The sequence below is a fragment of the Nocardiopsis sp. NPDC006139 genome, from assembly GCF_040614155.1.
GTDB lineage: Bacteria > Actinomycetota > Actinomycetes > Streptosporangiales > Streptosporangiaceae > Nocardiopsis > Nocardiopsis changdeensis.
The window spans coordinates 194019-217153 of record NZ_JBEXTT010000009.1 but is presented as its reverse complement, the minus strand read 5'-3'; the positions used below and the strand labels follow the sequence as shown (position 1 = coordinate 217153).

The window sequence follows — 23135 nt, the reverse complement described above, 5'->3', positions numbered from 1 at the left end:
CCACGTGGCGAGCCCGGCGGCGCCGCACCGGCCGGTCCGAGCGAGGTCCCTCCCCAGGTTCCACCTCGCGCCGGTGCGGGTTCCCACCGGCCCCGGGAGTCCTCCCGGGGCTGACGGTCCGCCGGGATTCCGGGCAGCGCACCCGGGCCGACGGCCGTTCCCGGAGCGCCCGGACCGCGCCACCGAAGTGCCGCGATCGCGTGCGTTCCATGGCTGGAAGCCTAGCGCGTTCACGGTCGGATGCACATGCATATTGCTATGCAGATGCATATGTAGATTCAGTGCCCAGGGGCCGGTACAGGCCCCGTTCGCGGGGGTTTCGGAGGAACCGTCAGTCCCGTCCCCCGTGGCTCTGCATCCACGCCGCGATCTGCGTGCGCGAATGGAAGCCCATCTTTCTGTTGATGTTGGCGATGTGCCGGGCGGCGGTCGCCGGGCTGATGAACAGCGCCCGCGCGATCTCCGGGTTGCTCCGCCCCCTGCTCACCAGCCGGGCCACCTCCAGCTCGCGCCGGGTCAGGCGCTGCTGGGGCGGCGTCTGCGGCGGGGGAGGCGGCGGGGCCGCGGCGGTCCGCGCCGGACGGGCCGCCCGGGCGGGCGTGCGCCGGGGGGCGGGGGACGGGCTGCGCCGGGACGGCGGCCGGCGCCCCTCCTCGGCCAGGCGCTCGGCCTCGCGCACCGCCTCGGCGGTGCTCAGCCCCCGGCCCTCCTCCCAGAGGGAGACCAGGCGCTTGCGGCGCCTGCGGGTCTTCTCCTCGTCGCCGAAGGGCCAGGGTGCCGGGGGTACGGACAGCCCCAGCCGCTCGCGCATCTGCACGGCCGCCCCGGCGATACGGCAGGCGGCGTCGCGCATGCCGACCGCGAACGCCACCCGGGCGATCGCGACCAGCGCCCGGCCGACCTCGGCCCGCTGGCCGGCGGCGTGGCTCAGCAGCAGTCCCTCGCTCAGGTAGTCGCAGGCCTGCTCGACCCGCTCCTGCGCGTACGCCACCCTGCCGATCCCGGCCAGGCAGCGGGCCTCCTCGGCGGAGGCGCCGATCATCCGCTGGGTGTCCAGCGCCTCCCGGTAGCAGCGGTCCGCCGTCACCAGGTCCCCGCCCAGCTCGGCCGCGCGGGCCTGGCCGATGAGGGTGACGCCCACGCCCCAGCGGTGGTCGATCCCGCGCAACAGGGTCAGCGCCGCGTTGTAGTGCTGGTCGGCGGTCTGGTGGTCGCCCTGCTGGGCGGCCAGCGCGCCCCGGGTGCCCAGGGCGATCGCCTCGCCCCACAGGTCGCCGGACTCCCGGCACAGCCGCAGGGCCTCCTCCACCCGAACCGCCGCCCGGTCGGGCACCCGCTCGCGCACCTCCACCAGCGCCAGCAGGTTCAGGGCGGTGCGCACGAACATCTCGTCGCCCGACTCCCGGCACAGCCGCAGCCCCTCCTCGCCCAGGGACAGCGCCAGGGCGTGGTCGCGGCGCACCCGCGCCAGCTGGGCCCGGCCCACCAGGGCGCGCGCCCGTGAGGGGGCCTTCTCGGCGTCCTCCAGGTCCAGGAGGAGGTCCATGAGGTGGGCGCCCTCGGAGTAGTCGTGGTGGCTCACCCAGTGCGCCACCAGGCTCGACGCCAGCCGCAGCCCCGGCTCGGCCCGGCCCTCCCGGTGCGCCCAGCGCAGCAGCGAGCGCAGCGTGTCGAACTCGGCGAGCACCCGGCGCCGCCCGGCGTCGCGCTCGCTCCAGGGCATGGCCCGGCTCGACTCCAACCGCAGGCCCAGGTCCTCGGCCAGCCGGGTCATCCGGTCCAGCAGCCGCTCCCGGAGCAGGCCGTCCTCGCCCGCCTCGGCCAGCCGCTCGGCGGCGAACGCCCGCACCGCCTCGGGCAGCCGGTACCGCAGCCGCCCCTCGAACTCGCCGGTGACGGTGATCAGCGACCGGTCCAGCAGCGACGCCAGCAGGTCCAGGACGTGCTCCCGGGCCAGGCCGTCGCTGGCGCACACCTGCTCGGCCGACTCCAGATCCCAGCCGCGGAACACCGACAGCCGCCGCAGCAGGACCCGCTCCGGCTCGGGCAGGGTCCGGTAGACGAAGTCCAGGACGATCGGCAGCACCTCGCTGCGGGCCACCGCCTGGCCCGGGCCCGGCCGGAACTCGGGCGAGGCCAGGTGGGCGCGCAGCCCCTCGGCGAGGGCGTCCGGCCCGATGCCCGGAGCGCTCCCCCCGAGCACCTCGATGCCCAGCGGCACCCCGCCGGCCAGGTCGCACAGCACCGCCGCCGTCTCCAGGTCCTGCCGGGACGGGTCGAAGCGGGGGTCGCGGATGCGCGCCCGGTCCAGGAACAGCCGCACCGCCTCGGAGTCGGCGGGGTCGGGCGGCGGGCCGTTGCGCGAGGCCACCGGCAGCGCCATGGGCGTCATGCGCCACACCGTCCCGCCCGACAGCCGCACCGGCTCCAGCGCGGTGATCAGGATCGACACCCCCGGGCAGGCGGCCAGCAGGGTCTCGCCGATACCGGTGACCGCGTCAGCCACGGGGTCGCAGGCGTCCAGCACCAGCAGCAGCCGCCGGTCGCGCAGCGCCTCGACCACGGTCGTCGCCAGGGGCTGCCCCGGCTCCTCCACCACGCCCACCGCCTGCGCCACCCGGGCGTGGACCTCCAGCTCGGTGTGCGCGTCGGTGAGGTCGGCGGCCCACACCCCGTCGGGGAAGGACGCGGTGGACTGTTCGGCCACACGCAGGGCCAACCGGGTCTTGCCGATCCCCTCGGTGCCGCACAGCGTCACCGAGCGGCTGGACTCGAGCAGCCGCAGCAGGCTGCTCAGGTCCCGCTCACGGCCCACGAAGCCGGTGCCCGGCCGAGGGAGGTTGTGCCGCGCGGGCGCGGTCGAAGATGCCATGGCCTTCACATGTCAGGGCGGTCGGGGAGGTCCTCACCGTGGTGGGGGTCGCTGGCAAGGGGACGACTTCGTAGAGGGGGTGGTCGGAATCTCTGTCTTAGCGCCTGTACGCGCGGTGTGCAAGTGCGGTCGGAGCGCGCCGGTCCCTTCATGTCCGATCTCGGGAGGAAGCCCAGCCGGTCAGCTGGGTCCGCGAGGAAATCGAGAGTTTTCTGAAGATGTTCGCGATGTGCCGGGCCGCCGTCGCCTGGCTGATCGTCAGCCGCTCGGCGATCTCCCTGTTGGACAGCCCCTGCTCGACCAGTTCGGCGATCTCGCGCTCGCGCGGGGTGAGGGTCACCGGCTCGGCCGGGCGGTCCGAGGAGCGGGGGAAGGCCAGGGCGCGGTCGCGCACCTGCTCCAGCGGCAGCGACCGCCAGGCGTTCCAGGCCTCGGCGGTGCGGACGGGGCCCACCCGCTCCTCGACGGCCGACCGCAGCCGCACGGTCTCGGCCGAGGGCCGGTCCAGGGCCGTCCGCAGGTCGGCGGCCACCCCCGTCAGCGCGGCGGCCCGCTCGGCCTCCTCCTCGGCCAGCGCCAGCTCGCCCAGCGCCTCCAGCGCCCGGGCCACCGCGATGCGCTGCCCGGAGGTGAAGCTCACCCGCAGGCAGGAGGCCAGCGGCTCGCGGGCCTGGAGGATCAGGCCCTGCGCCAGGTAGAGCCGGCCCAGCTCCCGTGAGCAGTGCGCGGTGGCCGGGGCGGCGCCCAGCTCCTCGAACACCGCCAGGGACTCGGAGAACAGGTCGCGGGCCCGCTCGAACTCGTCCTGCTCGGCGGCGATCGACCCCAGCACGTGCAGGCAGCGCGCCACGCTCCACCGGTCGTGCAGCTTCTCGCCCAGCTCGATGCAGTGCCGCAGCAGCTCCACGGCCCTGTCCGGCTCCCCGCGCCGCCGGGCCAGCTGGGCCAGCACGCCCAGCGCGGTGGTCTCGGTGAGCGGGTCGCCGTCCTGCTCGGCCCAGGCCAGGGCGCGCTCGGCGTGCCGGCGCCCCTCGTCCAGGGCGTTGGTGCGCAGCGCCAGCGCCGCCATGGTGGCCAGCGCCGAGGCGGCGGCCCCCGCCTCCCGGCAGGCCCGTGCCGCCTCCAGGGCGCACATGGCCAGGGTGGACACCCGCGGCGCCACGTCCAGGTCCAGCCGCAGCTCGGCCTGGAGCGCCAGCGCGCGGGCCCGCAGCTGCGGCGACTGCCCGTCGGGGTCGGCGGCCAGCACCGACTCCAGGATCCGCCCTCCGGCGGCGGCCTGGTCGCGCACCAGCCAGTAGGGGCGCAGCGCCACGCACACCCGCAGGGCGTCGTCCACCCGGCCGCGCGAGAGCGCCCACCGCACCACCCGGGCGTGGTTCTCCCGGTGGTGGTCGAGCAGGCGGAAGTGGGCCAGCCGCTCCGACCAGCCCATCGGGGACCGGGAGCCCTCGGCCGCCGCCTCCAGGCGGGTGACGCAGAAGTCCAGGTACCGGGACCAGCGCTCGTCCTCGCCGCCCTCCGCGGCCAGGTGCTCGGCGGCGTAGGCGCGCACCGTCTCGGTCAGCCGGTAGTGGGCGGTGCCCTCGATCTCGGAGTCCACCATGATGAGGGACTTGTCCAGCAGCGAGAAGTGCAGCGGCAGGATGTCGGCCGGGTCCACCCCGTCGCCCGCGCACACGTCCTCGGCCGCCTCCAGGTACCAGGTTCCGAACACCGACAGGCGGTGCAGCAGCGCCCGCTCCGGCTCGTTCAGCAGGCCGTGGCTCCACTCCAGGACCGCTCGCAGCGTGCGCTGGCGCGGCGGCAGGTCGCCGGACCCGTCGCTGGTGAGCAGCTGGAACCGGTCGTCCAGGCGGCGCAGGATCTGCTGCACCGACAGCACCCGCACCCGGGCCGCGGCCAGCTCGATGGCCAGCGGCATGCCGTCGAGCAGCCGGCAGATCTCGGCGATGTGGCCGGAGTTCTCGCGGGTCATCTCGAACCCGGAGCGGGCCGCGTGCGCCCGCGTGACGAACAGCCGCACCGACTCGTAGCGCTGGGCGTCGCGCCGGGGCAGCGGCGCCGGGTCGGCGGAGTAGGGGTCGGTGGGCGTGGGCCGGGCGGGGAGGGACAGCGGCGGCACCCGCCAGATGCTCTCCTCGGGAACGTGCAGGGGCTGGCGGCTGGTGGCCAGGATGCGCACCCGCGGGCAGTCGCGCAGCACCGCGCGGCACAGCCGCCCGACCGGGTCCACCGCGTGCTCGCAGGTGTCCAGGAACAGCAGCAGGCTCTGGGTGCGCAGGGCGGTGATGACCGCCTCGGTCGTGGTGCGGCTGTCGTCCTCCACCGCCTGGAGGACCCCGGCCACCGCGCGCAGCACCTGGTCCTCGGTGGTGGCCTCGCTCAGGTCCACGAAGCGCACCCCGTCGGGGAACCGGCGCATCACGCGCTCGGCCAGGTGCAGGGCCAGCCTGGTCTTGCCGATCCCGCCGGTCCCGGTCAGCGTGACCATCCGGGCGGTGCCCAGCAGGCGGCCCAGGTCGACGATGTCGCGTTCACGGCCGACGAAGCGGATGAACTCGCCGGCGGACAGGGGCAGGTTGTGGCGAGGGGGAGACATGGCCTCGATTTGCATAGGACACCGAACGGTCCGCGGCACGGGCCCGTCCGGACCCGGGACCGCGGAGAACAGTCGCACCCAGTGTCGCACTTCTCCCCGCGCCCTGTCCCGGGAATGGCCGCTTCCGGCACGAGCGGTCGGAAACCGCCCATGCCGGTCGCGTTCGCGTCGTGGACCGGCTACTCTGTGCGGTCGCCCGGCGACCAGGACACCGGGTCCGCCGCCGCCTGCTCGCCGCTGCCCATGTCCTTGACCTCGTGGCCGCCGTCCTCGTCGAAGGGCGGGAACCACACGAAGGGGATGCCCTTCTTCGAGGCGTACTGGATCTGCTTGCCGACCTTGGCGGTGGAGTGGAACACCTCGGTGTTGAACCCGCGCGAGCGCAGCAGCTCGCCGACGGCCAGGGCGTCGCGGCGCCGCTCGGCGCCGGGCACCACGACCATCACGTCGGTCGGGCAGATCCGGCCGCCCCCGATGCGCCCCTCGGCGACCAGCTTGGCGAAGATCCGGGTCAGGCCGATGGAGATGCCCACGCCCGGCAGCCTGCGGCGGATGAACTGCCCGGCCAGGTCCTCGTACCGGCCGCCGGCGCAGATGCTGCCGTAGCCGGGGTCGTCGTCGAAGGACGCCTCGTAGACCGTGCCGGTGTAGTAGTCCAGCCCGCGGGCGATCGACAGGTCGGCGACCACCGCGCCCTCGGGCAGGTCGGCCAGGTCGTCCAGGACGAACGACAGCTCCTCCAGGCCCTCCTCCAGCAGCGGGGAGGAGACGCCCAGCCCCCGCACCCTGTCGGGCACGTCCGCGCCGGTGCCGCGGACGCGCGCCAGGGCCAGGCAGGCGTCGGCCTGCTCGGCGCTCAGCCCGCCCCCGGTGAGGATCTCCCGGACGCCGTCGTCGCCGATCTTGTGGAGCTTGTCCACGGCCCGGATGACCATGATCGGGTCCTTGACGCCCAGCCCCTCGTAGAAGCCCTGGAGGACCTTGCGGTTGTTGACGTTGAGCGTCCAGGCCGGGATGTCCAGCCCGCTGAGCACCCGGTGCACGATGCGCGGCAGCTCGGCGTCGAAGTGCAGCGGCACGGAGTCGACGTTGATCACGTCGATGTCGCACTGGGTGAACTCGCGGTAGCGCCCCTCCTGCGGCCGCTCGCCCCGCCACACGCGCTGCATCTGGTAGCGCTTGAACGGGAACGTCAGCTCGTTGAAGTGCTGGGCGACGTACCGGGCGAACGGCACCGTCAGGTCGAAGTGCAGCCCCAGCCGGGCGTCGGAGTCGTCCTTGGGGTCGGACTGGAGGCGGTGCAGGGTGTAGACCTCCTGGGAGGTCTCGCCCTTGGCGGTCAGCACCTCCAGGTTCTCCACGGACGGGGTCTCCACCGACGCGAAGCCGAAGGACTCGAATCCGGCGCGGATATGGTCCAGCCAGCGCTGCTCCACGGACCGGACCTGGGGGGTCCACTCGGGGAAACCGCTGATCGGGGCTGGGCGGACGACGCGCTGATCGGACATGCGGAGTTCTCGGCTCCCTGGAAGTCGTACGTGGAAAGCCCCCGAACGGGGGCGTGACCATCCTACGGCCACAGGGGGTGCGGGCACGGCCGCCACCGGCCCACGTGGACGGTTGTGGGCCGGTGGGGCTCCGGCGGAGGTCGGGCGCGACGGCTCCGACGCCGAAGAGCGGGACGTCGGTTCGCCGGCCGCGCGTCCGTGAACGCCGCCGACGGCTCCCACTGTGCGGTCGGGTGCTCGTGCCAGGAGTCGGTTCCGCGACCGCGTACACCGTGCGGGGGCCCTGCCCTCCACCGTAGACGCCGTGGGCGGTGGCGGACAGGGATCGGCGCGGCCGGAAGCGGCCGAAAGCGGTCGCTCACGATGTCGTAAAGTCCGCCTCCCGGGGTAGAGTTCTGTGCTTGTCTGATCACTCTCGGTTCCCGGAGGGGAGCGGATCGCCATCGGACGCCCCGGGGGGCGCGATGGCGCTTCGCGCTGCCCGGGACCCCGCCCCCGCCGGTGTGAGAAAGCGGACCCGCGCGGCGACTGTGCCCAAAACGCCGTCCGGCACGGCCGTCCGGTGTTAGGTTCCAGGGGCGGCGACCCCGCGCGGTCGGCTGAAGGAACCCGTGAAGGTCCGCGGGGAGGCCGGACCCGGGGGCGTCGCGCCCCTCGCTAGCCCGGGCCGTGCGAGCCGCACCCGTCCGTTCGGACCCGGCACTCTCGCTAGGACTGTGACTGTGATCGATCCAGCCAACACCACGAACGACGTTCAAGCACCCGGCGCGCTGTCCACCAAGATCATCATCGCCGGGGGCTTCGGCGTGGGCAAGACCACGTTCGTCGGCGCCGTCTCGGAGATCCCGCCGGTGCGGACCGAGGCCGCGGTGACCGCCGCCAGCGCCGGGGTGGACGACCTCTCCCACACCCCGGACAAGCAGACCACGACCGTGGCCATGGACTTCGGCCGCATCTCGCTCGACACGGACCTGACCCTGTTCCTGTTCGGGACCCCCGGCCAGCAGCGCTTCTGGTTCATGTGGGACGACCTGGTGCGCGGGGCCCTGGGGGCGGTGATCCTGGCCGACACCCGCCGCCTGGAGGACACGTTCCAGGCCCTGGACTACTTCGAGCGCCAGTACCGGCTGCCGTTCGTCGTGGCCGTCAACGAGTTCGACCCCGAGGCGTCGATGTACACCGCCGACGACCTGCGCGACGCCCTCGACCTCACCCCCGACGTCCCGGTCGTGCGCTGCGACGCCCGCGACCGCAGATCGGTCGTGCGGGTGCTGGTGACCCTCGTCAAGCACGCCATGGCGGTGGAGGCCCGCCAGAGCGGGGGGAGCCGGCTCGTGGTCTGATCCCGGTGCAGACCGGCCGCCGCGTCCGCGCGGCCGGTTCTCGAACGTGCGCGTTCGGGGTCTTGTGGGGTGTGTGTCCGGCGTTACCCTGTGGTGGTGTTCGGACGAATGGCGGAAAGCGTGCGCCGTCTGCTGGGTAAGCCCGGCGCGGTGGATCTGCGGCCTTATACCAAGCTCCTGTCGGCTATCGAGGCCGAGGAGGATGGTCTGCGCGAGCTCGACGACACCGAGCTGACGGACAGGGCCATCGAACTCGGCACCGGCGACCTCCCTTACGGGCGCGACGACCTCGTGTCGCTGTGCGCGGTGGGCCGCGAGGCGGCCCGGCGCGCCCTCGACGAGCGCCCCTTCGACGTCCAGCTGCTGGGCGTCATGTCCCTGCTGGACGGGCACGTGGCCGAGATGGCCACCGGTGAGGGCAAGACCCTGACCGGTGCCCTGGCCGCCGCCGGCTTCGCCCTGCGCGGCCGGCGCGTCCACGTCATGAGCGTCAACGACTACCTGGCCCGTCGTGACGCCGAGTGGATGAAGCCGCTGTACGACATGCTCGGCGTCACCGTCGGGTGGATCACCGAGGACTCCACGACCGAGCAGCGGCGCGCGGCGTACTCCTGCGACGTCACCTACGCCCCGGTCAGCGAGCTGGGCTTCGACGTGCTGCGCGACCGCATGGTCACCGACATCGCCGACCGCGTGGTCCCCGAGCCCCACGTCGCCATCATCGACGAGGCCGACTCCGTGCTCGTCGACGAGGCCCGCGTGCCGCTGGTGCTGGCCGGCGCTGCCGAGCGGGTCGACGCCGACGTGGAGATGGCCGACATCGTGCGCACCCTCAAGCCGCGCATGCACTACGAGATCGACGGCGAGGGCCGCAACGTCCAGCTCACCGACGCCGGGATCGACGCGGTCGAGAAGGCGCTGGGCGGCGTGGACCTGTACGCCGAGGACGAGTCGTCCCTGCTGCCGCAGGTCAACCTGGCGCTGCACGCCCACGTGCTGCTCCAGCGCGACGTCCACTACGTGGTGCGCGACGGCGAGGTCCGGATCATCAACGAGTCCCGCGGCCGCATCGCCCTGCTCCAGCGCTGGCCGGACGGCCTGCAGGCGGCCGTCGAGGCCAAGGAGAAGGTCGCGGTCAGCGAGACCGGCGAGGTGCTGGACTCCATCACCGTCCAGTCGCTGATCCTGCGCTACCCGACCCGGGCCGGGATGACCGGTACCGCTATGGCGGTGGCCGAGCAGCTGCGCGAGTTCTACGAGCTCGAGGTCGCGGTCATCCCCTCCAACAAGCCGAACGTCCGCGAGGACCACGGCACCCACCTCTTCGCCACCCGCGAGGAGAAGGAGGACGCCCTCATCGAGGAGGTCGAGGAGGTGCACGCCACCGGGCGTCCCATCCTCATCGGCACCCAGGACGTCGCCGAGTCCGAGCGGCTGGCCGAGCGGCTGCGCAAGGCCGGCCTGGAGTGCGTGGTCCTCAACGCCAAGAACGACGCCGACGAGGCCGCCATCATCGCGGAGGCGGGCACCCACGGCGCCATCACGGTGTCCACCCAGATGGCCGGCCGCGGCACCGACATCCGCCTGGGCGGCAGCGACATGGCCGACCGCGACCGGGTGGTCGAGGCCGGCGGCCTGTACGTCATGGGCTACGGCCGCTACCCCAGCAGCCGCCTGGACGGCCAGCTGCGCGGCCGCGCCGGGCGCCAGGGCGACCCGGGCGACTCGGTGTTCTTCGTCAGCATGGACGACGACGTGGTGGTCAACAACGCGTCCGAGACCTCCGGGTACTCCACCGACGACCGCGGCGAGATCACCGACCCGGCCTGGCTGTCGATGGTGGACCACGCCCAGCGGGTCGCCGAGGGGCAGCTGCTGGAGGTGCACCGCAACACCTGGCGCTACAACCAGCTCATCGACGTGCAGCGGGACGTGGTCCTGGAGCACCGCGAGCTGGTCCTCACCGGCGACGAGGGCGACCGGCACATCAAGAAGGACCGTCCCGAGAAGCACGCGGAGCTGGTCGAGGAGGTGGGGGAGGAGGCGGTCGCCGACGCGGCGCGGCTCATCACCCTGTACCACCTGGACCGCGGCTGGACCGACCACAACGCGTTCCTGTCGGAGCTGCGCGAGGGCATCCACCTGCGCTTCCTGGGCCGCCGGGACCCGCTGGACGAGTTCAACCGCGACGCGGTGCCGGTGTTCAAGGGCTTCCTGGACGACGCCCGTTCGCGGGCCGCGGAGAGCTTCGAGGAGCTGGAGGTCGAGGACGGCGCCCTGGACGTCTCCGAGGTGGGCGTCAAGCGGCCGTCGATGACGTGGACGTACATGGTCCACGACCACCCGTTCAGCTCGGCCCTGGAGGCCGTGGCGGGCCGTCTCAAGGGATTGATGGGGAACAAGGGGAACAAGTAGTTTCCAGGGGCACGTGTTCCGGGGGACGCGTGTTCCGGGGAGATCTTCCGGGAACGCGTGTTCTCGGGGGTTCGTGCCCCCCGCTTTTCCCTGGTGCGGGTCGGGACTTTGGTCCCGGCCCGCACTTACTTTTGTCGGCTACTCTTCTGAAAAGCCTCCGTGGCGGGGGAATCGCCATGCGGAATTGACCGGTGCGGGTTAACATGGCTGCGTTTTCCAGAGAATCCGAGACGGTTGGGACAGAAACTGCTGTGGTCCACGAAATCGGCGCGCAGGAAAAGATCAGTTACGGACGCAATGACCGCTTCCTCGGCGGCCCCGTGGGCGGCGGCCAGTTCTGGATCGACGAGGACGGCCGGGCGGTCGCCAAGATCGGCGGCCCCAAGGAGTGGCGGCCCACGCCGATGATCGACGTCCGTGTGGGCGACGTGTTCAGTGTCGGCGGCCAGGTGTGGAGGGTCACCGATATCGTCGACGCGGAGTCCCCGTCCGCTTATCTGCTGGCCACGCGCATTAGCTGAGTTCACGCCCGCCGGCGGGCCGGCGGGCACCCCTGTTTGCTTGGGCCGGGAATCGCAACCCCGTGCAACCTTTACGGAAAGGTCGCACAGGGTGACGGTTCCCGGTTTTTCGTATGTGGCATGTTTTCTCCCGGTGAGTGTCCGGTAACGGTGAGCGCCGGTGTCGTCGCAGGTCACGGCGGGTATTTCGGTCGGCGTCGGGGGAATCGAGACGCTCCGGTTATCGGAAGGGGGGTGTCCGTGTTACCGCCGCCTCGTTAACGTCGTTCGGGCAGGGCGCGCCCCGTTCCGGGCCGCCGCGCCCGCCGCCCCGTGGCCGGTCCCAGGGGCTGTCCCCCGCCCCTGGGCCTGGCCTCCCCGCCGTCGGCGGGGGCCTTCTGCTTCCGCCTTCCCGCCCCGTTCCCGCCTCCGGGGACGGCCTTGACCTCGCCCGGGGGAGGGCTCATAACCGGTTCCAGTGCCATCTGGCGGAAGGAAGTCGTTCCCCTGCTGGGGAAGTGCTGCCCTGCGGGGCTTGCATTAGAACGAGTTTCAGTATTACGCTCAGGCCATGCCCGGCCCGGTGAGGGCGTCCGGTGGTTCGGTCACCCGGCGCCAAGGACGGCCGGTGAGGATCGTCGCCCGCCGAGACCGGATCGCGCCCCGGGACCGGCGGGCGGCGGCCGTCTCAGGCCAGTAGGCGCGAGATCTCCTCGAAGGTGGGGCAGGGCCAGGCCAGTCCGCACCCCGCGCACGTGCCGCCCTCCTCCTCGACGGGGTGGTGCAGCCGCAGCAGTTCCGCGCACACCCCCGCCAGGGCCGCCACGTCGTTGCGCGCGTTCGCGTAGAAGGCCACGTCGTTGATCCGGGACAGCGGGCTCTCGGAGCCGCCCCGCGGTATCCCGACCGTGTCGGGCTCCCAGGGGACCGCCCGGGCCGAGCGCTCCCGGATGCCCTCGACGCACCGGAGCAGTAACGCGTGCTCGGTGGCACTCCCTTTCGTCGGCCTGGTGAACGGCATCGCCGATCTCCCCCCAACGGGTGGATGCGCAGATACATCTAGTGACTCAGCGTATACCTATCATCGCGCAATGTCGCGACACGGGGAGGAGTGCACGGGAGCGGGCTGCCCCCAAGGGGAGGGGCAGCCCGCCGGGAAGGGGGTCGGGTACGGGCTAGCCGCAGCCGCCGCCGCAGGCGCACGAACCGCCGCTCTGGCAGCCGCACCCGCAGCCCGAACCGCAGCTGCAGGCGCTCGGGGGAGTGGTCAGGGGGTGGGTCATGATCCCTCCTCGGATCGGTCCGGAGTCCGGTCCACCGCGCCGGGCGGCGCGGTTCCCGACAGATGACGTGCCCGGGGCCGGGCTTTCCCAATCCGGGACGGTGTCCTTGACGAATCCTGACCGACACGCCGGGGCCCCGGCGGCCCGTCCCCACCGGCCCGGGCGAATCCGGGCTCAGGCGAAGAAGCCCGGGGAACGGCTCGGGCGACGCGTCATTCGGTAGAGCCAAACCTGGCCGATGAGCATGACCGGAATGGCGGGGGCCAGCACCGACCACACCAGCACGGCGGTCGTGTCCGGGACCGGGGCCAGCGGCAGGTCTCCCACCACCGCCACCAGCACGCCCGGCACCGCGATCGCCACCGCGGAGGTGTGCCGGGACAGCATCGGGCCGGACAGCCCCGCGGTCGCCGCCAGGGCGGCCGCCAGCACCACCGCCGGGACCACCGCCGCCGCGCCCACTCCGGCGCCCGACAGCGGGGCGGACACGGCGGTGACCAGGGTCCCCGCCAGGGCCGCCAGGGCGATCCGGCGGGTGTCGCGGGCGGCCACGTCCGCGCTCTCGGCGTCGGACTCGCCGACCAGCCGCTCGGCCCCGAAGGCGGCACCCCGCAGCGCGAACAGCAGCACCACGGTCAGCGCGCACGGGACCGTGAACAGGGAGACCCCCGGTTCGCCGGCGACCAGCGACGCCAGGACCCAGCCCCAGGAGAGGGCCAGTGTCCAGCTGCCCGCGACGACGGCGCCGTCCCACAGGGCCGCCCACCCCGGGCCCGGCACCCGCGAGCGCAGCCACAGGCCCGCGTCGCGCACCAGCAGCCCCGCGGCCAGCGCCACCAGCACCGGCCACAGCCGCGCCACCACGTGGTGCTCCACGGACGGGAACAGCCCGGCCAGCACCCCCACCAGGGCCACCAGCCACACCTCGGTGGCCAGGAAGTAGGGGGCGATCGCGGCCACCACCCGGCGCCGCTGGTCGGGGCCGCGCGCCACGCGCGGCATCAGCATGCCCAGCCCCACGTCGGCCCCGGCCAGCACCAGGTAGCCGACGACGAACAGGGCGAGCAGAAGAGAGGACAGGGAGGAAAGGACGTCCGACATGGCACGGCTCCGGTTCAGAACGTGGGGACGGGGGTGGAGGATTCCGCCGGGGCGGCGCCGTCGTCGCGGCGCTCGGCCAGCGGGCCGCCCTCGGGGCCGCGCCGGGCGAACCGCACGAGCAGCCACCAGGTCGTCCCGGCCAGCAGCGCGAACGCCAGCGTGAACAGCCCGAAGGAGGCCGCGGCGGCCGCCGGGGACATCGGCGTCACCGCGTCGGCGGTGGTCAGGTGGTGCACGACGGTCCACGGCTGGCGGTTGGTCTCCCGGAACACCCACCCGCCGACGCTCGCCAGGTAGGGCAGGAAGGGCAGTACGGCCAGCGGGTACAGCGCCCCCCGCAGCCTCCGCGCGCTCTTGGACACACGGGCGATCACCCAGCCCAGCAGCAGCACCGGCCCCAGGAGGAACATCAGGCCCCACATGCCCATCATGAAGACCTCCGCGGCGGTCCCGACGCCGGCGTGCACCCCGCTGCCGGCCGCCTCGATGGCCTCGATCTCCGCCGCGGAGTAGGTCTGGCCGCTGGTGGGCGGGTCCTGCCCGAACAGACCGAACTGCACCCCGCCGAAGCCCGCCACCGGGATCGGCAGCAGGACCATCACCAGCGCCCCGTAGCCGATGCCGCGCGAGAACATCCGCTGCGGGTCGTTTCCGCGCCGCAGGTGGTAGGCGCTCGTCGCGATGATCACCGCCGCGCCCACCAGCAGGGCGCCGGTCACGATGTGCCCGAACGCCATCGTCGCCGCGGGGTTCGTCATCAGCGCCACCGGGTCGGTCAGGTGGGCGACGCCGTCCACCATCTCGAAGCCCACCGGGTTGCGCAGGAACCCGTTGGACACCAGCACCCACCAGGCCGACAGGTACGCCGTCGCGGTGACCACCGCGAAGCACCCCAGGTGCGCCCAGCGGCCCATCCGGTCCCACCCGAAGATCCACAGCCCCAGGAACGTGGACTCGATGAAGAACGCCGTCATCGTCTCCAGGGCCAGCGGCGCCCCGAAGGAGTAGCCGTACATCTCCTGGAGGCCGCTCCAGTTGAGCGCCAGCTGGAGTTCCATGACCAGTCCGGAGAGCACGCCCATGCCGTAGTTGACCAGGTACAGCCCGCCCCAGAAGCGGACCGCGGACATCCGCTCCCGGTCGCCGGACAGGGTCGCCCGCAGCTGGGCGGTGAGGATGTAGGGCGCCAGCCCCAGGGTCAGGGCCACGAACATGAAGTGCGTCGCCGCCGTGAACGCGAACTGGAGCCGCGCCAGGAGGAGGGGATCGTCGAACATCGCAGGGCCTCGTGATCGTCGTCGGGAATCACGAGAAGCATCCGCCGCGGGTCCGGTCCCGGGCATCGTCCGGCGGAGGGCTTTCGCCCGTCTCCCACGGGGGTAGCCGGCCCCGGGGCGCTACTCCCGGGGGGTTACGGGGGTCCCCTAGGGGTTCCGTCCGCTCCAGCCGGGGGTCACCAGCGCCGACTCGTAGGCCAGCACCACCAGCTGCGCCCGGTCCCGCACGCCCAGCTTGACCATGGCCCGGCTGACGTGGGTCTTGGCCGTGGCGGGGCTGAGCACCAGCTCCCGGGCGATCTCCTCGTTGGACAGCCCGCGGCCCACCAGCGCCACCACCTCCCGCTCCCGGTCGGTGAGGCCGTTCAGGCGCGGCGACGGCTCCGCGTTCGCGCGCGGGCGGCTGGTGTAGTCCGAGATCAGCCGCCGGGTGATCCCCGGCGACAGCAGCGCCTCGCCCCGGTGCACCACCCGCACGGCCTGCAACAGGTCGCGCGGCTCGGTGTCCTTGACCAGGAACCCGCTCACCCCCGAGCGCAGCGCCTCGAAGATGTACTCGTCCAGGTCGAACGTGGTCAGGATGATGATCCGGGTCTTCTCCAGGGCGGGCTCGGCGATGATGCGCGCGGCCGCCGCCAGGCCGTCCACCCCGGGCATGCGGATGTCCATGAGGACCACGTCGGGGCGTTCGGCGCGGGCCAGCCGCACCGCCTCCTCGCCGTCGGCGGCCTCGGCGACCACCTGGATGTCGTCCGCGCTGTCCAGGAGGGCGCGGAAGCCGGCCCGCACCAGCGCCTGGTCGTCGGCGAGCAGTACGCGGATCAACGTTCACCCCGTTCGTTCTTCGGAACCCGTGATCGGCAGCCGGGCCCGCACCCGGAATCCTCCACCCTCCAGCGGGCCCGCGTCCACCGTCCCGCCGACCAGGGCGGCCCGCTCGCGCATGCCGCTGATGCCGTTGCCCGCGGCGGGGGAGCCCAGGGTGCCCCGCCCGTTGTCGGCGACCTCCACCACCACCGCGTCGGGGAGGTAGTCGACCAGCACCGTGGCCCGGTCCGCCTCCGCGTGGCGCACCACGTTGGTGAGCGCCTCCTGCACGGTCCGGTAGGCGGCGGAGTCGGTGCCCACCGGCAGCCGCACGGGGGTGCCGGCGACCTTCACCTCCACCGCGATCCCGGCGCCCCGGGCGGCCTCGGCGACCTCGTCGATCCGGTCGACCCCGGCGACGGGGGAGCGCGGCGCGCCCTCGTCGGCCGCCCGCAGCACCCCGAGGATGGCGCGCAGCTCCACCAGCGTGTCCTTGCTGGTCTGCTTGATGGTGGCCAGCGCCTGGGAGGCCCGCTCCGGCTCGCTCTCCATCAGGTACAGGGCGGTGCCGGCCTGCACGTTGATGAGCGAGATGTTGTGCGCGACCGTGTCGTGGACGTCGCGGGCCAGCCGCAGCCGCTCCTCGGAGGCCCGCCGCAGCAGCTCCTCCTCCCGGGTGCGGCCGGCCTCGGCCTCTCGCTCCCGGTCCGCCTTGAGGTACTCCTGCCGCCAGCGCACCACCTCGCCGGCGCACAGCAGCACCAGCACCCACCCGACGATGCCCAGCGCCTCGGGGCGGAACGTCTCGTTGGCCGCCAGTTCGTAGCCGTTCACGGCCAGGAACTGCACGATCCCCAGGGTCCAGCCGAACGTGCGGTACCCCCACCGGACCAGGCTGTAGAGCATGACGGCGGTGCAGGCCATGACCACGCCGTCGGGGAAGCCCAGGGGGTAGTAGACGGTCGCCGCGCTCACCGACACCAGTCCGACGGCGCAGGGGAAGGCGGTGCGCCACAGCAGGGACAGGGAGGCGACCGCGATGAGCGCGTACCCCCACGGCCAGGGGTCGCGCGCACCGGTCGCGGGATCCGTCATCTGGACCACGAACGTGCTGCCCGCCGACAGCAGGAGCAGGCTCAGGGCGATCCAGGTGTCGGTCCGTGCGGGGCGCGGGAGTAGTGCTGTCACACCCTCGACGGTACGGCCCGCACGTAGGGGTTTCCGTCCTCCCCCGGGAGGCGATCGCGGCCCCGCGCCTACTCCCCGCGGAGTACCCCGCCGCCCCGGGCGGCCGGAGGACGGCGGTCAGAAGACGCCGTCGGGCGGTGCGGGGGAGTCGACCGCGCCGGTGTCGCGCACCGGGCCGCGGCCGGAGGCGAACCGGTCCAGCTCCTCGCCGGAGAGCAGCCGGGCCATCTCCGGGTCGCGGTGGGCCCGCCGGGACAGCTCGTCCACCGGCAGAGGCCCGTGGGACGCGGTCAGCACCAGGTTGCCGAACCGGCGGCCGCGCAGCACCCCCGGCTCCGCCGACAGCGCCACGTGCGGCAGCACCTCCCGGACGGTCGCCACCTGGCCGCGGGTGTGCGCCAGCGCGCCGCCGTCGCCCACGTTCACCGCCAGCAGCCCGCCGGGGCGCAGCACCCGGGCGGCCTCGGCGTAGAACTCCACCGACGTCAGCCGGGCCGGGGTGCGGGCCCCCGCGAAGACGTCGGACACGATGAGGTCGGCGCTCGCGTCGTGCCGGGCCGCGATCCACTCCCGGGCGTCGCCGATCCCCACCCGCAGCTGCGCGCGCCGGTCCCAGGGCAGCCGCCGCCGCACCAGCTCCACCAGCGGGGCGTTCACGTCCACCGCCCGCTGGCGCGAACCCGGACGGGTGTGCGCGATGTAGCGGGCCAGGGTGAGCGCCCCGGCGCCCAGGTGCAGGGCGTCGACCGGTTCCCGGGCGGGGGCGACCAGGTCTGCGGCGTGCGCGATCCGCCGCACGTAGGAGAAGTCCAGGTGCCCGGGGTCCGACAGGTCCACGTGCGACTGGGGCGTGCCGTCCACCACCAGGAACCACGATTCGGCCCGGTCGGCGTCGGCCAGCAGCTCCATGCCCGGCGCCCCGACGACCTCGTCGTCTTCCCGTGTCCCGCGTCCGCCCATGTCCCCGTCCCGTCCGTCCCGGTGCGGCCCCCAGCGTAGCCGTCCACAGGTCGGGGAATCGCCGCGCGCTGCGCCCCCCGGTGGCGCTAGCCTGGGGTTCCCCTGATTCTTTCGAGTTGTTCCAACACCCGCGCCCCGGCCGGGGCGCGTTCACCGAGGAGTGGCCGTGCTACTGCGGATGTCGACCCTGTTCCTGCGCACCCTGCGTGAGGACCCGGCGGACGCCGAGGTGCCGAGCCACAAGCTGCTGGTCCGCGGCGGCTACGTGCGCCGCGCCGCCCCCGGCGTCTACTCCTGGCTGCCCCTGGGCAAGATCGTCCTGGAGAACGTCGCCCGCGTGGTGCGCGAGGAGATGAACGCCATGGGCGGCCAGGAGCTGCTGCTGCCCGCGCTGCTGCCCAGGGAGTACTACGAGGCGACCGGCCGCTGGGAGGAGTACGGCGACACCCTCTTCCGCCTCCAGGACCGCAAGGGCGCCGACTACCTGCTCGGCCCCACGCACGAGGAGGTCTTCACCCTCCTGGTCAAGGGCGAGTACTCCTCCTACAAGGACTTCCCGGTCATCCTGTACCAGATCCAGGAGAAGTTCCGCGACGAGGCCCGGCCCCGGGCCGGCGTGCTGCGCGGCCGCGAGTTCCACATGAAGGACTCCTACTCCTTCGACATCGACGACGCCGGGCTCCAGGAGTCCTACGACAAGCACCGGGCCGCCTACATCCGGATCTTCGACCGGCTGGGCCTGGAGTACGTCATCGTCAAGGCCACCTCCGGCGCCATGGGCGGCTCGGCCTCCGAGGAGTTCCTCGCGGTCGCGCCCACCGGCGAGGACACCTTCGTGCGCAGCACGGGGTCGGACTACGCCGCCAACGTCGAGGCGGTCACCACCCCGGCCCCCGCCGCCCTGCCGGTCGAGGGGCTGCCCGAGGCGAAGGTCCACCACACCCCGGACACCGCCACCATCCGCACCCTCGTCGACTTCCTCAACGGTCTCGACCTGGGCCGCGACTTCAGCGAGGCCGACACCCTCAAGAACGTCCTGGTCAAGACCCGCGCCCCGGGCTCGGACGAGTGGGAGCTGCTGGCCGTCGGCCTGCCGGGCGACCGCGAGGTGGACTTCAAGCGCCTGGAGGCCGCCCTGGAGCCCGCCGAGGTGGCGCTGCTGGACGAGGCGGACTTCGCCGCCAACCCGTTCCTGGCCAAGGGCTACATCGGCCCCCGCGCGCTGCTCGACAACAAGGTCCGCTACCTCGTCGACCCGCGCGTGGTCACCGGCACCGCCTGGGTGACCGGCGCCGACCGGACCGACCACCACGTCATCGACCTGGTGGCGGGGCGCGACTTCACCCCGGACGGCGTCATCGACGTCGCCGAGGTCCGCGACGGCGACCCCTCCCCGGACGGGCAGGGCACCCTGTACACCGCGCGGGGCATCGAGATCGGCCACATCTTCCAGCTGGGCCGCAAGTACACCGACGCCTTCCAGGTCGACGCCCTGGGCCCGGACGGAAAGCCCAAGCGCATCACCATGGGCTCCTACGGCATCGGCGTCTCCCGGGTGGTGGCCTCGGTCGTCGAGCAGTCCCACGACGACAAGGGCATCATCTGGCCGCGTGAGATCGCCCCGGCCGACGTGCACGTCATCGGCACCGGCAAGGGCGACCAGATCGAGGAGGCGCTGCGCATCGCCGGCGAGCTGGAGGCCCGCGGGCTGCGCGTGCTGGTGGACGACCGCAAGGGCGTCTCGCCGGGCGTGAAGTTCACCGACGCCGAGCTGCTGGGCGTGCCCACCGCCGTCATCATCGGCCGCGGCCTGGCCGACGGCGTGGTGGAGCTGCGCGACCGCGCCACCGGGGAGCGCGAGGAGGTCGCCCTGGACGCGATCGTCGAGCGCGCCGCGGCCGCCTGCCGCGCCTGACCCGCGCCGGAACGGCCCCGCCCGCAACCCCGGGCGGGGCCGTTCCGTCAGTCCGTGTCCCTGCCCGCCCGGCGCCCCGAGGGCGCGGGAGGGCGGCGGGCGCTAGGCCTCGTCGAAGCCCGGCAGGGCTCCGGGCTCCCCGCCGCGTTCGACCACCCGCACCGCCGCCTCCTGGAGGCCGCGGGCCCCCGCGGTGCGCAGGTCGGTGTCGCGGGCGGCCGACAGCCACGCGTAGGCGCGGGCCGTCGCCTCCTCCAGCCCCAGCAGGAAGGCGTCCAGGGCGGCGTCGTCGCGCGACGCCGGCAGGGGGTAGGTCGCCAGCGCGGGCGCCGGGTCCACACCCGCGGCCACCGACAGGGCGTGCAGTTCGTCACGCAGCGCCTTGTGCACCAGCGCCGCCTCCCCGGCCCGGGTGCGGTAGTCGAGGTCGCCCCCGGCCCCGCCCGCGAACTCGTACCCGTACACCGCCGCGTGCTCGGCGGCCAGGGCCTCCGCCAGGGCCGCGGGGCCGTCGTCGGCCGCCTCGACGGACAGGTCCGCGTCACTCACCGGGCACCGCCACCTTCCATCGCTCTCTCCATCGCCCGGCCGCTCACGCGCGCGCCAGCAGGTGGGCGTGCACGGCCTCGCAGGCCCCGATACCACTGATCAGCTGGGCCAGGCCGGGGTCGGACACCGCCGCCGCCTGGTCGATGCGGGCCGCCGCGGCCGAGGCCTCCAGCACCCGCAGCCCCTCGGCGTCGGGCGCGGTGTCCGGGGCCGGGTCGGTCGGCTCCCCGGACGGGGCCGCCGACTCCTCCGCCGCCGAGTCCTCGGGCAGCGCCGCCGTCAGCGCGTCCACGTGCTCCAGGTGGTGGGCGCGCAACCGCTCCAGCAGGTCGGACGGCCCCGAGCCGGTCTCGATCGCCGCGGCGTAGCGGGCCGCGACCAGCTCCTTCTCCCACAGCAGCGAGCGGACCACGTGCTCGTCGGGGGTCACGTCGGCCGGATACCAGTCGGCCCCGCCGCACCCGCTCAGGCCGACGGCCCCGGCGACCGCCGCCGCCGCGCCCAGGACCGTACGGCGGCTGACCCCGACCTCGCCCACGCGCTCTCCCCTCCGTGCCCGGCCCTTTGCCCCGCACCGCCCTCGGCGCCGGACGCCCGGCCTCTTCGTTCTCGCGCTCCCATCTTTCCACGCCCGGCGCCGGAACCGGTCCCCGTCCACACCCCCTGCGGGACAGGGCCTGCGGGTCCGCCGGGACACACCCCGACGCGCCCCCGCCACGGACGGCGACCTGGAAGGGGTCCGGGTGTGGATACCCTTGCACCACGACCGCCGTCGTACGCGACGCGCGGCCGGTTCGCGTCCCCGAGCGGGAGCGGACCCACCAGTCGAAGACTTACGTACAGAGCTGGACCGCCCCGTACACCGGCCCGAAGGCCGCGCGGGCGGGATTCTCGCCTTGAAGGGGCACACCACATGGGAGCGCAGGCGCGTGAGGAGCGCATCGCCGAGCTGCTGGAACCCGTCCTGGCCGCGGCCGGGCTGGACCTGGAGGCCGTCGAGCTGACACCGGCCGGCAAGCGCCGGGTGCTGCGCGTGGTCGTGGACTCCGAGAACGGGGTGGACCTGGACACCGTCGGTGAGGTCAGCCAGGAGGTCGACACGGCCCTGGAGTCCTCCGACGTCATGGGCGAACTGCCCTACGTCCTGGAGGTCACCTCCCCCGGGGTGGACCGCCCGCTGACCCTGCCCAGGCACTGGCGCCGCTCGCGCGGGCGCCTGGTGCAGGCCACCCTCGCCGAGGGCGGCGGGATCACCGGTCGGGTCACCGAGGCCGACGACGAGGGCGTCACCCTGGACGTCGAGGGTCGTCCCCGCACCTTCACCTACGCCGAGATCGGCAAGGGCAAGGTGCAGGTGGAATTCCGCCGTGCCGCCGACACCGACGCGGCGGACTAGAGGGGGAGCCCCGTGGACATTGACATGAGCGTTCTGCGCAGCCTGGAACGCGAGAAGGACATCTCCGTCGAGCTGGTCGCCCGGGCCATCGAGGACGCGCTGCTGATCGCGTACCACCGGGAAGAGGGCCCCGACAAGAAGGCCAGGGTCGAACTCGACCGCTCCACCGGGCACGTCACCGTGTGGGTGGCCGAGCTGGACGAGGAGGGCGACGTCGTCGGCGAGTCCGACGGCACCCCCACCAACTTCGGCCGCATCGCGACCTCCACCGCCAAGCAGGTCATCCTCCAGCGCCTGCGCGACGCCGAGGACGAGCTGACCCTGGGCGAGTTCGCCGGGCGCGAGCACGACATCGTCTCCGGCATCATCCAGCAGGGCAAGGACCCCCGCAACGTGCTGGTCGACCTGGGCCGGATCGAGGCGGTGCTGCCCCCGCAGGAGCAGGTGCCCACCGAGACCTACACCCACGGCGAGCGCCTGCGCGCCTACGTGGTGCAGGTCCGCAAGGGCCACCGCGGCCCCTCGGTGACCCTCTCGCGCACCCACCCCAACCTGGTGCGCAAGCTCTTCGAGCTGGAGGTCCCCGAGATCGCCGACGGCACCGTGGAGATCGCGGCCATCGCCCGTGAGGCCGGCCACCGCACCAAGATGGCGGTCCGCTCCAACCGGGGCGGCGTCAACGCCAAGGGCGCCTGCATCGGCCCCCTGGGCAGCCGCGTGCGCAATGTCATGGCGGAGCTGCACGGAGAGAAGATCGACATCGTCGACTACTCCGACGACCCCGCGGTGTTCGTCGCCAACGCGCTGTCCCCGGCGCGGGTCAATTCCGTGGAAATCCTCGACATGGCCGCCCGGGTGGCCCGGGTGATCGTTCCCGACTACCAGCAGTCGCTGGCGATCGGCAAGGAGGGCCAGAACGCCCGCCTGGCCGCGCGTCTGACCGGATGGCGCATCGACATCCGCTCCGACGCGGAGGTCCCGCAGGACGCCGACGAGGCGGAGGACGGGACCGGTGCGGGCGGTCGCGGCGCCGCGACGGACGGTTAACGGGTCGCGGTCGTGGCTCGACGCGATATGGTTGCCGAAGACGGTCCCGACCGTCCCACGCGCACGTGTGTGGGGTGCCGGTCGCGGGCAGTCCAATCCGACCTCGTTCGGATGGTGGCCGAGGGCACGGCCGTCATCCCCGACGTTCGGGGTCGACGTCCGGGTCGCGGTGCCTACCTGCACGACGATCGGCGCTGCCTCGAGGCGGCCGAGCGCAGGCGGGTGTGGTCACGCGCCTTTCGGAGGGGACCGGGCGACGGTGGGTGGGACGTTTCACGTGTGGAGGCGCTGTTCGGTGTCACCCCGCACGACCCGCCGGCGGACCCGTCCCGATAGGGTTGGAATGTCCGGGCCGGCCTCCGGGTTGTAGTG

General features: G+C 73.4%; 18 protein-coding genes. 7 read left to right on the top strand and 11 right to left on the bottom strand.

All coding sequences use genetic code 11. The features are described 5' to 3' along the window. Positions 1-331 precede the first annotated feature (331 nt). From ABZ249_RS14780 to hisS, 3 genes are all read right to left on the bottom strand, one after another. Positions 332-2872: a LuxR C-terminal-related transcriptional regulator gene (locus ABZ249_RS14780; protein ID WP_355262326.1), complete on the bottom strand. Its 2541-nt coding sequence runs from the start codon at positions 2870-2872 to the stop codon at positions 332-334. A gap of 148 nt (positions 2873-3020) precedes the next feature. Then, positions 3021-5474, bottom strand: a complete 2454-nt coding sequence (locus tag ABZ249_RS14775) for a LuxR C-terminal-related transcriptional regulator (protein WP_355262323.1) — start codon at positions 5472-5474, stop codon at positions 3021-3023. A 179-nt stretch (positions 5475-5653) separates the two neighbouring features. Further along, on the bottom strand, positions 5654-6982 hold the full coding sequence (gene hisS, locus ABZ249_RS14770) for a histidine--tRNA ligase (RefSeq protein ID WP_355262320.1): 1329 nt from the start codon (positions 6980-6982) through the stop codon (positions 5654-5656). Between the two features lie 722 nt (positions 6983-7704). On the opposite strand from hisS, the gene ABZ249_RS14765 reads away from it, so the two are divergent. The 3 genes from ABZ249_RS14765 (at position 7705) to ABZ249_RS14755 (ending at position 11261) form a co-directional block, all read left to right on the top strand. Further along, a complete protein-coding gene (locus ABZ249_RS14765; protein ID WP_220559385.1) occupies positions 7705-8325 on the top strand; it encodes an ATP/GTP-binding protein in 621 nt (206 codons plus the stop codon). Positions 8326-8433: 108 nt separating this feature from the next. Then, entirely contained in the window at positions 8434-10740 is a 2307-nt protein-coding gene (secA2, locus tag ABZ249_RS14760; RefSeq protein WP_355262453.1) for an accessory Sec system translocase SecA2, read from the top strand. Positions 10741-10991: 251 nt separating this feature from the next. Further along, positions 10992-11261, top strand: coding sequence for a DUF6406 domain-containing protein (locus ABZ249_RS14755; RefSeq protein ID WP_220559386.1), 270 nt, complete (start codon positions 10992-10994; stop codon positions 11259-11261). A 667-nt stretch (positions 11262-11928) separates the two neighbouring features. Here the strand turns inward: ABZ249_RS14755 and ABZ249_RS14750 are convergent. From ABZ249_RS14750 to ABZ249_RS14725, 6 genes are all read right to left on the bottom strand, one after another. After that, positions 11929-12261: a hypothetical protein gene (locus tag ABZ249_RS14750; protein WP_220559387.1), complete on the bottom strand. Its 333-nt coding sequence runs from the start codon at positions 12259-12261 to the stop codon at positions 11929-11931. Positions 12262-12697: 436 nt separating this feature from the next. Continuing rightward, positions 12698-13624, bottom strand: coding sequence for a cytochrome d ubiquinol oxidase subunit II (locus ABZ249_RS14745; protein ID WP_355262315.1), 927 nt, complete (start codon positions 13622-13624; stop codon positions 12698-12700). 14 nt (positions 13625-13638) lie between these two features. Beyond that, positions 13639-14901 carry a cytochrome ubiquinol oxidase subunit I gene (locus ABZ249_RS14740; protein ID WP_355262312.1) on the bottom strand — a complete coding sequence of 421 codons (1263 nt, stop codon included), beginning with the start codon at positions 14899-14901 and terminating at the stop codon, positions 13639-13641. 147 nt (positions 14902-15048) lie between these two features. Next, positions 15049-15726, bottom strand: coding sequence for a response regulator transcription factor (locus ABZ249_RS14735; protein WP_355262309.1), 678 nt, complete (start codon positions 15724-15726; stop codon positions 15049-15051). 3 nt (positions 15727-15729) lie between these two features. Then, on the bottom strand, positions 15730-16896 hold the full coding sequence (locus ABZ249_RS14730; RefSeq protein WP_355262306.1) for a sensor histidine kinase: 1167 nt from the start codon (positions 16894-16896) through the stop codon (positions 15730-15732). Positions 16897-17013: 117 nt separating this feature from the next. Then, complete coding sequence (locus ABZ249_RS14725) at positions 17014-17856, bottom strand: fused MFS/spermidine synthase (RefSeq protein ID WP_355262303.1); 843 nt, start codon at positions 17854-17856, stop codon at positions 17014-17016. A 178-nt stretch (positions 17857-18034) separates the two neighbouring features. Here ABZ249_RS14725 and ABZ249_RS14720 point away from each other — a divergent pair, with 178 nt between their 5' ends. Next, positions 18035-19771: a proline--tRNA ligase gene (locus tag ABZ249_RS14720; RefSeq protein WP_355262450.1), complete on the top strand. Its 1737-nt coding sequence runs from the start codon at positions 18035-18037 to the stop codon at positions 19769-19771. A 102-nt stretch (positions 19772-19873) separates the two neighbouring features. On the opposite strand, the gene ABZ249_RS14715 is transcribed toward ABZ249_RS14720, so the two are convergent. Both ABZ249_RS14715 and ABZ249_RS14710 read right to left on the bottom strand, forming a co-directional pair. Continuing rightward, a complete protein-coding gene (locus tag ABZ249_RS14715; RefSeq protein ID WP_355262300.1) occupies positions 19874-20320 on the bottom strand; it encodes a DUF4439 domain-containing protein in 447 nt (148 codons plus the stop codon). A 43-nt stretch (positions 20321-20363) separates the two neighbouring features. Further along, the gene (locus tag ABZ249_RS14710) at positions 20364-20858 is read right to left on the bottom strand and encodes a ferritin-like domain-containing protein (RefSeq protein ID WP_355262297.1); all 495 of its coding nucleotides are present in this window, start codon (positions 20856-20858) and stop codon (positions 20364-20366) included. Positions 20859-21233: 375 nt separating this feature from the next. Here ABZ249_RS14710 and rimP point away from each other — a divergent pair, with 375 nt between their 5' ends. The 3 genes from rimP to ABZ249_RS14695 are packed head-to-tail and all read left to right on the top strand — an operon-like array spanning position 21234 to position 23099. Further along, entirely contained in the window at positions 21234-21716 is a 483-nt protein-coding gene (rimP, locus tag ABZ249_RS14705) for a ribosome maturation factor RimP (RefSeq protein WP_355262294.1), read from the top strand. 24 nt (positions 21717-21740) lie between these two features. Further along, the gene (gene nusA / locus ABZ249_RS14700) at positions 21741-22763 is read left to right on the top strand and encodes a transcription termination factor NusA (protein ID WP_220559396.1); all 1023 of its coding nucleotides are present in this window, start codon (positions 21741-21743) and stop codon (positions 22761-22763) included. A gap of 27 nt (positions 22764-22790) precedes the next feature. After that, on the top strand, positions 22791-23099 hold the full coding sequence (locus ABZ249_RS14695) for a DUF448 domain-containing protein (RefSeq protein ID WP_220559397.1): 309 nt from the start codon (positions 22791-22793) through the stop codon (positions 23097-23099). Positions 23100-23135 lie beyond the last annotated feature (36 nt).

Coding starts and splice junctions, on each gene's coding strand:
- ABZ249_RS14780 (WP_355262326.1), bottom strand. CDS start 2,872: ATGGCATCTTCGACCGCGCCCGCGCGGCACAACCTCCCTCGGCCGGGC.
- ABZ249_RS14775 (WP_355262323.1), bottom strand. CDS start 5,474: ATGTCTCCCCCTCGCCACAACCTGCCCCTGTCCGCCGGCGAGTTCATC.
- hisS (WP_355262320.1), bottom strand. CDS start 6,982: ATGTCCGATCAGCGCGTCGTCCGCCCAGCCCCGATCAGCGGTTTCCCC.
- secA2 (WP_355262453.1), top strand. CDS start 8,434: ATGGCGGAAAGCGTGCGCCGTCTGCTGGGTAAGCCCGGCGCGGTGGAT.
- ABZ249_RS14750 (WP_220559387.1), bottom strand. CDS start 12,261: ATGCCGTTCACCAGGCCGACGAAAGGGAGTGCCACCGAGCACGCGTTA.
- ABZ249_RS14745 (WP_355262315.1), bottom strand. CDS start 13,624: ATGTCGGACGTCCTTTCCTCCCTGTCCTCTCTTCTGCTCGCCCTGTTC.
- ABZ249_RS14740 (WP_355262312.1), bottom strand. CDS start 14,901: ATGTTCGACGATCCCCTCCTCCTGGCGCGGCTCCAGTTCGCGTTCACG.
- ABZ249_RS14725 (WP_355262303.1), bottom strand. CDS start 17,856: ATGGGCGGACGCGGGACACGGGAAGACGACGAGGTCGTCGGGGCGCCG.
- ABZ249_RS14720 (WP_355262450.1), top strand. CDS start 18,035: ATGTCGACCCTGTTCCTGCGCACCCTGCGTGAGGACCCGGCGGACGCC.
- rimP (WP_355262294.1), top strand. CDS start 21,234: ATGGGAGCGCAGGCGCGTGAGGAGCGCATCGCCGAGCTGCTGGAACCC.
- nusA (WP_220559396.1), top strand. CDS start 21,741: ATGAGCGTTCTGCGCAGCCTGGAACGCGAGAAGGACATCTCCGTCGAG.
- ABZ249_RS14695 (WP_220559397.1), top strand. CDS start 22,791: ATGGTTGCCGAAGACGGTCCCGACCGTCCCACGCGCACGTGTGTGGGG.